General features: G+C 39.8%; 8 protein-coding genes and 3 pseudogenes. All 11 read left to right on the top strand.

Going from position 1 to position 12,779, the window contains the following annotated elements; translation table 11 throughout:
• Positions 1 to 40: 40 nt before the first annotated feature.
• The 11 genes and pseudogenes from rhaD (at position 41) to IPH84_17960 (ending at position 12,611) form a co-directional block, all read left to right on the top strand.
• Positions 41 to 840: pseudogene (rhaD, locus tag IPH84_18010) on the top strand (rhamnulose-1-phosphate aldolase).
• Between the two features lie 7 nt (positions 841 to 847).
• Entirely contained in the window at positions 848 to 2,329 is a 1,482-nt protein-coding gene (gene fucK, locus IPH84_18005) for an L-fuculokinase (protein MBK7175063.1), read from the top strand.
• Positions 2,329 to 4,098 (top strand): L-fucose isomerase, encoded by a 1,770-nt coding sequence (locus IPH84_18000; GenBank protein MBK7175062.1) that lies wholly within the window; start codon positions 2,329 to 2,331, stop codon positions 4,096 to 4,098. Before fucK ends, IPH84_18000 begins: the two co-directional genes overlap by 1 nt.
• 167 nt (positions 4,099 to 4,265) lie before the next feature.
• Positions 4,266 to 4,619 (top strand): ATP-binding protein, encoded by a 354-nt coding sequence (locus IPH84_17995; GenBank protein ID MBK7175061.1) that lies wholly within the window; start codon positions 4,266 to 4,268, stop codon positions 4,617 to 4,619.
• Positions 4,567 to 4,872, top strand: a complete 306-nt coding sequence (locus IPH84_17990) for a hypothetical protein (GenBank protein MBK7175060.1) — start codon at positions 4,567 to 4,569, stop codon at positions 4,870 to 4,872. The genes IPH84_17995 and IPH84_17990 overlap by 53 nt, the downstream gene beginning before the upstream one ends.
• 351 nt (positions 4,873 to 5,223) lie before the next feature.
• On the top strand, positions 5,224 to 5,847 hold the full coding sequence (locus IPH84_17985) for a hypothetical protein (GenBank protein ID MBK7175059.1): 624 nt from the start codon (positions 5,224 to 5,226) through the stop codon (positions 5,845 to 5,847).
• 381 nt (positions 5,848 to 6,228) lie between these two features.
• Positions 6,229 to 9,010, top strand: a pseudogene (locus IPH84_17980) (DEAD/DEAH box helicase family protein).
• 1 nt (position 9,011) lies between these two features.
• Positions 9,012 to 10,552, top strand: a pseudogene (locus tag IPH84_17975) (N-6 DNA methylase).
• A gap of 801 nt (positions 10,553 to 11,353) precedes the next feature.
• The gene (locus IPH84_17970) at positions 11,354 to 11,773 is read left to right on the top strand and encodes a restriction endonuclease subunit S (GenBank protein ID MBK7175058.1); all 420 of its coding nucleotides are present in this window, start codon (positions 11,354 to 11,356) and stop codon (positions 11,771 to 11,773) included.
• Positions 11,770 to 12,018, top strand: a complete 249-nt coding sequence (locus IPH84_17965; GenBank protein MBK7175057.1) for a hypothetical protein — start codon at positions 11,770 to 11,772, stop codon at positions 12,016 to 12,018. Before IPH84_17970 ends, IPH84_17965 begins: the two co-directional genes overlap by 4 nt.
• 155 nt (positions 12,019 to 12,173) lie before the next feature.
• The gene (locus tag IPH84_17960) at positions 12,174 to 12,611 is read left to right on the top strand and encodes an AAA family ATPase (protein ID MBK7175056.1); all 438 of its coding nucleotides are present in this window, start codon (positions 12,174 to 12,176) and stop codon (positions 12,609 to 12,611) included.
• Positions 12,612 to 12,779: the final 168 nt, after the last annotated feature.

Genomic DNA, 12,779 nt, shown 5'->3' with positions numbered 1-12,779 from the left:
TTTCATCATTCAATAATTTTATCATTCAATTTTCTGTGCCATGGAAAAAGTGAAAACCCTTGATGATCAGGTAAAGTCGAAGATTTCTGAAGTTTCATCCATTGCTGAATACCTCTGGAACAGGGAATGGGCCGAAAGAAATGCGGGAAATATCTCCGTGGATCTGTCAGAATTTTTTCAAAATAGCGCTATTCCGCAGAACAGTCTTTTTGTTCCCTGCCCCCTTCCTCAAAATGCTTCTAACCTTACACTTTTTATTACAGGCACCGGTTGCTATCTCCGGACATTAATCAAAAACCCTGAACAGGCAGCCTGTATAATGCGGATCAATGCTGAAGCAAGCGGCTACCACATCACCTGGGGTGGCGAAAGTCCCGGATTTTAAACCTACCAGCGAGCTGATTTCGCATGTGAAAATTCATGCTTTTAACAGGGAATTTAAACCTTCCCATAAAGCAGTGCTGCATACCCATCCCATTGAACTCATTGTCCTGAGCCATCATGAACTGTTCCAGGATGAAGAGAAATTCAACCACTCCCTCTGGAAAATGTGCCCCGAAGTAAGGGTTTTCATTCCCCAAAGGGGTTTCCTGTGCACCTTACCGATTGCCAAGCTCGGAAGAACTGGCCAATGTCACGATTGAAGGACTGAAAAACAGGAATGTAATCCTCTGGGAAAAACATGGTGCTTTGGCAACCGGGGAAAGCATCGAAAAAGCTTTCGACTTCCTGGATGTTGCCAACAAAGGGGCGAAAATGCTGCTGCTGGCATGGTCGGCAGGCTTTGACCCCAAAGGGCTCACCATGAGCGAATTAAAAGACCTTGAAAAGTTTACCTGATCATTGCATGGAAAAACTGGCCATTATCTTCGACTGTGGAGCTACCAATGTGAGGGTTGTGGCTATGAATTCCTTCGGTGAAATAAAGGCATCACACTCACTCCCTAATTCAAGCCGGGAAGATCCCTTTTTTAAAGGTGGCAGAATCTGGGACCTCGATGAAATATGGGGAAAACTCTGCACTGCTTCCAGGGAAGTGATGGCCCTCATAAACCCGGCTTCAATCGTAGCTGTCACAACCACCACTTTTGGAGTCGACGGCACATGGCTCGGTGAAAAAGGAAACCTTCTTTACCCGGTCATCTCCTGGCAATGCGAACGGACGATCCCTGTTCTGAAGAATATGGATAAATATATTTCTCCGGCAGAATTATATAACATTAGCGGTACTTACCCTTATAGCTTTAATACCATCAATAAGCTGATCTGGTTAAAGGAAGCACATCCCGAAATCCTGGATAAGGCCGCGCACTTCCTGTTCATGCCTTCCCTGCTTAATTACCTGTTATGTGGTGAAAAGCTGAATGATCTTACAATGCTGGGCACTTCAATGCTCACAGATATCAAATCCCGGCGACTGTCCCCAGAGATTTTGAATAGAATAGGGGTGGATGAAAGGCTGTTTGGCGACTATGGGAAACCGGGACAAAGGGTAGGACAGGTTCATGCGGAAGCCTCGGTACTAACGGGTATCCCGGAAGGAACACTGGTATGCCTGGGCGGACATGACACCCAGTTTGCCATTTTTGGATCAGGGGCTGGCATTGATCAGCCGGTACTGAGTTCGGGCACCTGGGAAATACTCATGGTGCGGAGTGATAAGTATTCCACTTCTCAACATCAGTTTGAAAAAGGCATTACCACCGAGCTGGATGCAGTGGATGGCATCTATGACATTGGCCTGAACTGGATAGGCTCCGGGATCATTGAGTGGATCAAACACAGGTTTTATGCTGAATGTAGCCCGGAAACCTGCTACGAAACCATGATGAATGAGGCCGCAGGCATAGCGCCGGGTTCAAACGGAGTGTTTATCAACCCCGATTTTAATAGTATCCAAAATGCGCTGATAAAAGGAAATATCGGGGGATTAACCCTCAATACCAGCAGGGCTGAAATCACAAGGGCCGCCTTCGAAGCCCTGAGCTATCAGCTAAAAATGGCTCTGACTGCCCTTGAACAAGCCGGGAATTTCAAAGCCCAGCAAGTGATCTGTGTCGGGGGCGGTTCGAAAAACAGCTTCTGGAACCAGCTCAGGGCCGATGTGCTGGGTATCCCGGTCGTCACCATTGATCAAAAGGAAACCACAGTGCTGGGAGCCTCCTTCTTTGCCTTCACAGCAGCAGGAGTCTATCCGGATCCCGAAAGCGGGAAACAAAACATACCTTATAACCAGGTGACAACTTTTCCCTCGTCGGAAGTTGCACTCTATACAAAACTTTATCAAAAATGGCAGACAACAATTCAACTTCAAACAAAAGCAGATTAATAGGACGACTTCCAAAAGTTGGTATCAGGCCGGTTATCGATGGTCGTGAACGTGGAGTGCGCGAATCCCTCGAAGAGCAATGTATGAACATGGCAAAAATGGCTGCAAAGCTTATCGAAGAGCAGGTCTTTTTCGGGAATGGGGAACATGTTGAATGTGTAATTGCCGATACAACGATTGGTGGTGTTGCCGAAGCTGCCATGTGTGCCGATAAGTTCAAACGCGAAGGGGTTTCCGTTTCGCTTACTGTGACCCCCTGCTGGTGCTATGGTACCGAGGTAATGGATACCGATCCCATGACTCCCAAAGCCGTATGGGGTTTTAACGGAACCGAAAGGCCCGGGGCGGTTTACCTGGCTGCAGCCTTAGCAGGATATTCACAGCTGGGATTGCCGGCATTCGGTATCTATGGGCATGATGTGCAGGATGCAGATGATAATACCATCCCCGAAGATGTAAAGGAGAAAATCATTCGTTTTGTGAAGGCAGGTCTTGCCCTGGCCCAGATGAACGGGAAATCCTATCTTTCCATAGGTTATACTTCCATGGGAATTGCCGGCTCCGTGGTGAACCAGGGTTTCTTCCACGATTACCTGGGCATCAGGACCGAGTTTGTGGACCAGGTGGAGATACTGCGCCGCATCGATGAAAAGATCTATGATGCGGATGAGTTTAATAAAGCCCTGGCCTGGACGAAAAAGTACTGCCTGGAAGGCAAGGATTACAATAAACTGCAGAACCAGGCCGACGCAAAGCGTAAGGAGTATGAATGGGAAACGGTTGTGAAAATGACCCTTATCATCCGCGACCTGATGATTGGCAATCCCAAACTTAAGGAACTGGGATTCGGGGAAGAATCCAGGGGACATAATGCCATCCTGGCCGGTTTCCAGGGACAGCGCCAATGGACCGATTATATGCCCAATGCCGATTTCCCCGAGGCGATTCTGAATTCCTCCTTCGACTGGAATGGCATCCGGCAGGCTTTTGTGCTGGCTACCGAAAATGACAGTCTAAACGGGGTGGCCATGCTGTTCGGACACCTGCTCACCAATACCGCCCAGGTGTTTTCTGATGTCCGCACCTACTGGAGCCCGGAGGCTGTTGAACGCGTTACGGGTAAGAAACTCACAGGAAAAGCCACGAACGGGATCATCCATCTCATCAATTCAGGCTCCACAACCCTTGATGCCACTGCCCGTCAGAAGGACAGGAATGGAAACCCGGCCATGAAACCCTACTGGGAAATCACCGAAAAGGAGATGGAAGAATGCCTCAGCCATACCCGCTGGCCACAAGCCATCAGGGAATATTTCAGGGGTGGGGGATATTCATCCCAATTCCGCACTGCCGGTGAAATGCCCGTGACCATGTCGAGGGTAAACCTGGTGAAAGGCCTTGGCCCGGTGCTGCAAATTGCAGAAGGCTGGACGGTGGAAATTGATTCCGAAATCCACCAGGTACTCGACGAACGCACCAATCCCACCTGGCCCACCACCTGGTTTGTCCCGGCCTTAAATGGTAAAGGCGCCTTTACCGATGTGTATTCCGTGATGTCGAACTGGGGTGCCAACCATGGTGCCATCTCCTATGGCCACATAGGTGCCGACCTTATCACCCTTGCCTCCATGTTACGCATCCCCGTTAGCATGCACAATGTCGATGAAAAGCAAATTTTCCGTCCCTCCGCCTGGAACGCCTTTGGCCAGGACAAAGAAGGAAGCGATTACCGCGCTTGTGAGTGTTTTGGGGCGGTGTATGGGGGGTGAGGTTTCTGCTATTAATTTATTGGAAAAAGGAATTTGTATATTCTTGACTATGAAGAAAACCTGGCATAACAGTTTGAAAACTGTAATGACCCAATAAATACGAGTGTCATTTCCACTTCTGTTTCCGAATTAGTTTTTATACATTTGACAGAGTATAACATTATGAAATGAATCGCGGGCAACTCATAGCAAAACTTGCAGATATCGAATGGGAAGACTTCGAAGTAAAAGAAGCCAAATCCGATATCCCCAGGAATGCTTGGGAAACTGTTAGTGCTTTCAGTAATACTGCCGGGGGGTGGCTTATTTTTGGCGTAAAAAAATCTGGGAAGTCATTCTTCTTCGTTGGTGTGGATAATCCCGAAAAAATTGAGCAGGATTTCACAAGTACTTTACGGACGACGGACAAATTCAACACCCTTATCATTCCTAAATGCCTCAAATTCAATTTTGACAAGGATACTGTTCTTGCATTTTACATTCCTGTCTCTGCACAAAGCCGGTTTATTTCAACTCGATAAAAATACATTTGTTCGCACTGCCAGTGGTGATCATCGTGCGACCCAGGCTGAAATAGATGCTATGTTTCGCGACCAGGCATTTGGGACGCAAACTTCCAAAACTATTCCTGGCAAAACGGAGTCAAGCCTGGATAGTAATTCTCTGGACCGTTTTCGTGATTATATGTCACGTTATAATTCGGGTAGCTCTTACAACAAGTTAACCAGAGCAGAGTTTCTGGAAAAGCTTCGTATTGTAACTGTCAAATGGTGAGCTTTCATACAGTGGCCTTCTCTTGCTAGGTAAGAACGATGCCATCCAGGATCATTTTCCTGATTTTCGTGTCGATTACCTGGAAATTCCCGGCAATAGTTATACCGATGGACCGTCTCCTTTTTCCTTCCGGTTACCAGAGCAGGAAAACCTCTGGGAATACTACTTTACTATCCTTGATCGCCTGCGGAAATACATCGACATTCCGATAAACCTTACAATCGAAGGTTTTGCATCAGAGGATGTACCTCAATTATCTGCTTTACGCGAAGCATTAGTAAATTTCCTGATGCACGCTGATTATTTCAGCCCTATGAAGCCACGCATCAGGGTTTTCGACAATCGTATTGAATTTCTAAATCCGGGTGCTCCCCTAAATCCATCGAAACCTTCATACGAGAAGATATCTCTTTACCCCGTAATCCCATTCTTGCCAAGCTTTTCCGTTCGGTTCGTCTTGCCGAAAATGCCGGTACCGGCTTCACAAAGATGATTCGTGGTTGGAAAATTTATAAAGACCAGTCACCTGTCTTTCATCAGGAGATTGATTATACCGTTGTCACTTTTTGGCTCTTACCCGAAGTTGTTAATCCTTTAAATGAAGGTGGTGTAACAAGTGATTTAACAGGTGGTGCAACAGATGGTGCAACAGGTGGTGTAACAGAAGGTGTGAAAACCGTTAGGAAAACCAGTGCAAAAACCAGTGTAAAAACCAGTGTAAAAACCAGTGCAAAAACCGGTGTAAAAAGCAGTACAAAAACCAGTGTAAAAGTACCTTTAACCAGACGGCAACGGGAATTAGTTGTCCTTCTTATCAAGGATAATAGCAGAAGTTTTGCAGAAATTGCTGAATTATGGGGTGTACAAGTTTCAACAGTTCAAGAGCATTTTGAGAAATTAAAAAATAAAAAAGCTATTCGACATATGGGTCCCTCTAGTGGCGGTTTCTGGGAAGTACTAATTAATATCGGATAATTAACTCTTTGTAATAAAATCTATCTCTAATTAGAAAGCATATTTTTAAAATAGAAACGATCCCTCATTCAAATAAGCAAGTTATATAAAGATAATAATATCAACCCAATGAATGAATCCTTTTCCCTTATTCAATCCTACTCAAAAGAACTAAAAAAGTTCGAACAAAGTGGTCTGGAGCTTTTTGAGCATTTTAATGATTTGCCTGCTGCTGAAGTTGATGGGAGTTAATTGTATGATAAATAATGACTTAGTATTAATAGTATAAAAAAATAGTTTGTACGAGGTATGTATAATAAATGTAAATAACGATTCTACTAAAGTCTACTTCATCAACACTTTCAAAATATAATTACATTTGAACTATTAGTTATATCGGCTTTGAAAAACGAACAACAAACACGGAAAGAAATCATTGACACCCGGCTGAAACAAGCCGGATGGAATGTATCAGACCGAACTCAGGTTATTGAAGAATTTGATATTATAGTAGATAAAGGTCTTGCAGAAGAAGCTCCAACACCTTACGCTGGCCATCAATTCAGTGATTATGTTTTACTTGGCAGAGATGGTAAACCACTTGCTGTGGTCGAGGCAAAAAAAACAATCGTCGATGCAGAATTAGGAAGGGAACAAGCCAAACAATATTGCCACCACATTTCTGATTCCATTAACAAAGGATTGCCTTTTTGCTTTTACACTAATGGACACGAAATTTTCTTCTGGGATATGAAACCATCCTCCTAAAAGGTTATTGGGTTTCCCTACTCGTGATGATTTAGAACGTTATGAATACATTAGAAAACCGAAAACCGCTTGCAAAGGAAATAATTAATACAATAATAGCTGGTCGTGATTATCAGATTCATGCTATTCGGGCTGTTCTAGAAGGAATTGAAAAGAAAAGAAGTAAGTTTCTTTTGGTAATGGCTACTGGAACAGGAAAAACAAGAACTTGCATTGCTTTAGTTGATACTTTGATGGTGCGGGTTGGACAAAGCGTATTCTATTTTTAGTTGATCGGATTGCTTTACGAAATCAGGCATTGGAAGCATTTAAAGAGTTTCTCCCTCATGAGCCAAGTTGGCAAAATTGGTGAGAATTCAATTGCTAAAGATAATAGACGAATTACGTTTCCACCTATCTACGATGTTGAATATTATCAGAGATGAAGAAAATTCAATCTCACCACATTTCTTTGATTTAATTGTAGTGGATGAAAGTCATCGATCCATATACAATACTTATGGAGAAGTACTTGATTATTTTAAGATAATTACTCTCGGGCTGACAGCTACACCAACAGATATTATTGACCATAATACATTTAAGCTCTTCGAATGCGAAGATGGCTTACCAACTTTTGCATATTCGTATGAAGAAGCTGTAAATAATAGTCCTCCATACCTTTGCGATTTTCAAGTTATGAAAATCCAAACCAAATTTCAACAGGAAGGAATTAGTAAGCGGACTATTAGTCTTGAAGATCAGAAACAAATGATTTTGGAGGGGAAGGAAGTTGCAGAAATCAATTTTGAAGGTACTGACCTTGAAAAAGACAGTAACGAACAAAGGAACTAACGTTACCATTGTTAAGGAATTCATGGAAGAATGCATTAAAGATCCAAAATGGCGTGCTTCCAGGAAAAACCATTTTTCTGTTCTACCAAGGCACATGCCAAAAGAATTGAAGAAATATTTGATGCACTTTATCCTGAATATGCAGGAGAATTAGCCAAAAGATTGGTTTCAAATGATCCTAGTATATGGCAAGGTGGTCTCTTGTCATTCACACATAAAGACATGCCAAGAATTGCTTTAAGCGTGGATATGTTGGACACTGGAATTGATGTGCGAGAGTTGGTCAATCTGGTCTTTATAAAACCTGTATTTTCTTATACCAAATTTTGGCAGATGATTGGTCGCGGAACCAGATTGTTAGAACCTACCAAAATGAAATCTTGGTGTCCCATAAAAGACACTTTCCTTATTATGGATTGCTGGGATAATTTTGAATATTTCAAACTTACCCCCAAAGGAAAAGAACTAAAAGGACAAACACCTCTTCCAGTTCGCTTTGTAGGATTTAGAATTGAGAAAATAGAGAAAGCTCTTGAAAAAGACAAAGGTGCAATTGCTCAAAAGGAAATTGAAAAGTTACGCATTCAAATTGCTGAATTACCCCAGAAATCAGTAGTTATTCAAGAGGCTAAACCTGATTTGTCAAAAGTAGAAGGTGATGTTTTTTGGAATCATTTGAATTTTGAAAAAATTGAATTTTTAAAACAAACCATCAAACCACTTTTCAGAACAGTATCTCAAACTGATTTCAAAGCTATGCGCTTTCAAAAAGATGTTTTGGAGATATCCCTTGTTCACTTATTAGAGGAAACTGAAAAGTTTAATACATTGAAGGAAAACATCATTACAATCGTTAGCGAATTGCCATTGTCGATAAACATAGTGGCAAAACATACTTCATACATTAAGTATGTTAATACCAATCATTTTTGGTCACAAATAACTGATGATGGATTTGATGAACTAACCGAAACTATTTCTCCTCTTGTTAAATTTAGAGAACTTCTATTTCAACCTGATGGACCTACTAAATTGAATTTGAAAGACGTGTTAAAGACCAAAGAGATTGTCGAATTTGGGCCTAAAAACGAAGCAGTAAGTATCACAAAGTATCGTGAAATGGTTGAATCAAAAATTGCAGAAATGACAGCACGTAATCCGATTTTAGAAAAATTAAATCAGGAGAATCAATATCAGAGGAAGAAACTCAACAACTGGCAGAAGAACTTCAGGATGAAGAGCCACATATCACCGAGTCGCTATTAAGAAAGGTCTATAAACATCAAAAGCAAAGTTTCTTCAGTTCATCAAACATATTCTGGGCATTGAAATATTGGAAAGTCTCGATTACCAGGTGAGTAAGTCGGTGCAACAATTTATTGGTGAACATACCCATTTAACAACCAGACAAATTGAATTTCTAAACCTATTAAAAGATTACATTATTGAGAGAGGAAACATTGAGAAACGAGATCTGATTCAAGCTCCGTTTACAATTATTCATCCAAAGGGAATACGTGGAATTTTCTCTCCATCCGAGATTCATGAAATACTAGTATTAACAGAAAAATTCGTAGCATAAAATGAGCTTATTAAACAGCAATCCGGCAATAGCATCAAAGATAAATGACCTTTGGCAAAAATTCTGGAGTGGAGGAATATCTAACCCACTAACTGCCATTGAACAAATTACCTATTTGCTTTTTATGAAGAAAATAGATGAAAATGATTTAGAAGATCAATCTAATTGTGAATTTGCAGGAGACCCTTTTACGTCTAGATTTGAAGGTATTTATCTATTACCACAAGACAGACCTAGAGCAGATGCAACTAAAGAGGAAATTGCAGAAATAGAGAAAACAAGAGGGGTTGACAAACAAAGCCTTCGTTGGAGCCAGTTTAAGCAGATTGCTCCAACTGACAAAATGCTGACTTATGTACAACAATATGTTTTCCCTTTTATTAAGGAATTGGATAAAGAAGAATCCTCTTTTACAAAACACATGACAAATGCCGTTTTTATTATTCCTAAACCATCTTTATTAACGGAAGCTATTGGTTCCATAGATGGTATTTATGAAGAAATGGAAAAAGATAAAAATGTAGGAGGACAATATTTTCAAGATATCCAAGGTGATGTTTATGAAATGCTTCTTAGTGAGATTGCTTCTGCTGGCAAAAATGGACAGTTTAGAACACCTCGTCATATTATAAAACTATTGGTCGAATTAATTGACCCACAGCTAGGGCATAACATTGCAGACCCCGCTTGTGGAACAGGGGGGTTTCTTCTTGGAGCATATCAATATATGATTACTCAACTCGACAGAGATAGAGGATATGATATTGATCAAACCATGGTTCGTTTAGGTTTGATGAACTTAATGATGCACGGCATTAAAAGTCCACAAATTGACTACAAATATACTTTAAGTAAAAGCTATACTGAAAATGCCCAATATAAAATTGTTTTAGCAAATCCTCCATTTACTGGCAATATTGACAAAGGTGATATTAATGAAGAGTTGGCTTTAAAAACTACCAAAACCGAATTACTCTTCATTGAACGTATTTACAATATGCTCGAAATGGGAGGTACAGCTGGCATTGTAGTTCCTCAAGGTGTATTATTTGGCACTGGTGGTGCTTTTGTAGATGCCAGGAAAATATTGATTGAAAAATCCGAATTGAAAGCAGTTATTACGGCACCTAGTGGAGTTTTTAAACCTTATGCTGGTGTAAGTACTGCATTATTAATATTTACCAAAGGGGGCACTACTGAGAACGTTTGGTTTTATGATATGGAATCAGATGGTTATACTCTCGATGATAAACGAAACAAACTTAAACTGCCTGATGGGAAAGACGATTATGGTGATTTGCAAGATATTGTAAAGCATTTCAAATCAGAGATAGTCAAGCCGAGAACGACAGAAAAGGTAGATATTTCTTTGTGCCAAAATTAGAAATTGTTGAAGCTAATTATGATTTGAGTTTTTCGAAACATAAGGTAGATGTTTTTGAAGAGTTAAAATATGAAGAGCCGAAAGTAATCATTGAGAAATTGAACTCATTAGAAGAAGATTTGGTAAAAGAGATAAAATCAATAGAAAGCTATTTTTAAGATGAAGGATAATAAATGGTCATATAAACCTTTATCGGAACTTTGTAGTATTAATTTAGGCAATACACCAAGTCGTAGTAAAAGTGAATATTGGGTAAGGGTCATTCTTAGGTTAGCATTTCTGATTTAAAAGAAAGTACATTTCCAAAACCAAAGAAGAAATCACTGATATTGCTTTAGCTGAGTCCAATTGCAAAATCGTAAAAAAGGGAACTTTGTTGATGAGCTTCAAACTCAGTATTGGGAAATTAGCATTCGCGAAAAGACCTTTATACTAACGAAGCAATAGCAGCTTTGCCAATCAAAGATGAATCAGAACTGCTTAGGAGTTTTGTATTATGTTCTAAAGTCTATTCCATTAGTTGGTGGTAATCAAGCGGCAATGGGGCAAACGTTGAATAAGCAAAGTCTTTCTGCTTTACAAATTCCACTTCCTCCAACTTTAGACGACCAAAACGAGTGCAAAAGTTCTATCCCAATGCGAAGCATTAATCCAAAACGAAAAGAAAGTATTGATTTGTTGGATGAACTTTTGAGGTCAACTTTTTTTAGATATGTTTGGAGACCCAGTAAAAAATGAAAAGGATGGGAAACGCAAAAGCTTAGTCAAATTACAAAAGTTGGTACTGGCGGTACTCCAAGCAGGAAAAGAGAATCAGAGTACTATGGCGGTGAAATTAACTGGGCTAAAACTACAGAAGTTAATGGCAGTTATATTTATTCAACAGAAGAAACTGTTACCAATCTAGCTATTGAAATTCAAATTGTAAAGTCTATCCTATTAGCACTATTTTACTCGCTATGTATGGTCAAGGTAAGACCAGAGGAAATGTTGGTTTCTTAAAAATTGAGGCGGCAACAAATCAAGCATGTGCTGCAATCCCTCCATCAGAGAATATTAATCAAGTTTTTTTGTTTATTCTACTTAAACAGTGCTACAATTATTTAAGAAGCTTGGCAAGAGGTGGAAATCAGGAAAATTTAAATTTAAACATAGTTGGCAACATTGATATTATTCTACCCGAACCTAATATTCAAGCCAAATTTGAAGGAATTGTAACGAAAATTGAATCTCTAAAGCTTAAATTCCTAAATAGCCTTAAAGAACTCGAAAACCTTTATGGAAGTATTAGGCAAAGAGCATTTAATGGCGAACTTGATTTAGACAAAGTGGATATTTCAGATCTGGTAGATTCAAAAAAAAAGACCCAGAATCAGTGAAAGAAGATTTAACAGAAGAACAATTTGAGGAATTAATCGACTCATTTGAACACACTTTGCCTAAAGGGGAAGTACCTTCAAATAGAGAGACGGATATTCGTAATATGAGCATTCGACAATATTTGCGATTGCCTGATGATGAAGCAACCGAAGGTTTTGAATTTTCCAAAATGGACAAAGATTACTTCTATCAGTTCATATTAAAGACCGATTTGCAAATGGATATTTACAATACAGGAAGTTGAGCAATATGCTAGAAAATATATTTTGAGAGGAACTGGTTTTGAGTTTACGTATGACAATTGGAAAACTATCATATTCCGATTTATTGGAGCCAAGCAACCGATAATTGAACAAGTATTTGATGAAGAAACTAAAACCATAAAACTAAAATTAACAGATGAAGCTTTTAAGGTTTAAAGTAAATACACCCGAAGGTTTCAGGTCATTGCAAAGTGGTTTTGAAATCTATTTCCTTAGAGATTTTGACTATCATTTAGCTCAAGATTTCAACCCCAATATTTTGGCAGGTAGAAACGGAAGCGGAAAATCAAATATCTTGGAAGCGTTGGCGAATATATTCTATCATTTGGATTGTATGTACGCAGACAATTTACCTGACGATTTTTCCAAAAAAACCTCAAAAGAAGAAGATTTAAAGGCAGGAAAACTAGCGGATAAAAATTATGTATTTGATAACTATGTTTGTGTTGTAGATGCTTTCGAATTAGAGTACTTTATGCCAATTGCAATTGGTTTAATGGATAAACCAATAAGTGATTTCCACAGATTCCAATCAATCAAATTAAAGCCCATATTAGAATTTCAGAAGAAATAGAAAAACACCGTCTTTGAATGGGTAAATCGTAGCGAATATTCCAATAAAACTGAGCCATGGCAAAAATCCAATTACTCCTGCCAAATTATGTTTTGGGCTATTCGTCTGGTGAAAATGAATTGCTAAGTCTTCCCTTTTTCAAAACTCGTTTTATTCATTATGATGAAT

Source organism: Bacteroidales bacterium, assembly GCA_016707785.1.
Taxonomy (GTDB): Bacteria; Bacteroidota; Bacteroidia; order Bacteroidales; family UBA4417; genus UBA4417.
This window is presented reverse-complemented; position numbering and strand designations above follow the sequence as displayed.

What these genes read in the sequence shown, in the direction of transcription:
- fucK (MBK7175063.1), top strand. Translation starts at nt 848, where the DNA reads ATGGAAAAACTGGCCATTATCTTCGACTGTGGAGCTACCAATGTGAGG.
- IPH84_17995 (MBK7175061.1), top strand. Translation starts at nt 4,266, where the DNA reads ATGAATCGCGGGCAACTCATAGCAAAACTTGCAGATATCGAATGGGAA.
- IPH84_17970 (MBK7175058.1), top strand. Translation starts at nt 11,354, where the DNA reads ATGTATGGTCAAGGTAAGACCAGAGGAAATGTTGGTTTCTTAAAAATT.
- IPH84_17960 (MBK7175056.1), top strand. Translation starts at nt 12,174, where the DNA reads ATGAAGCTTTTAAGGTTTAAAGTAAATACACCCGAAGGTTTCAGGTCA.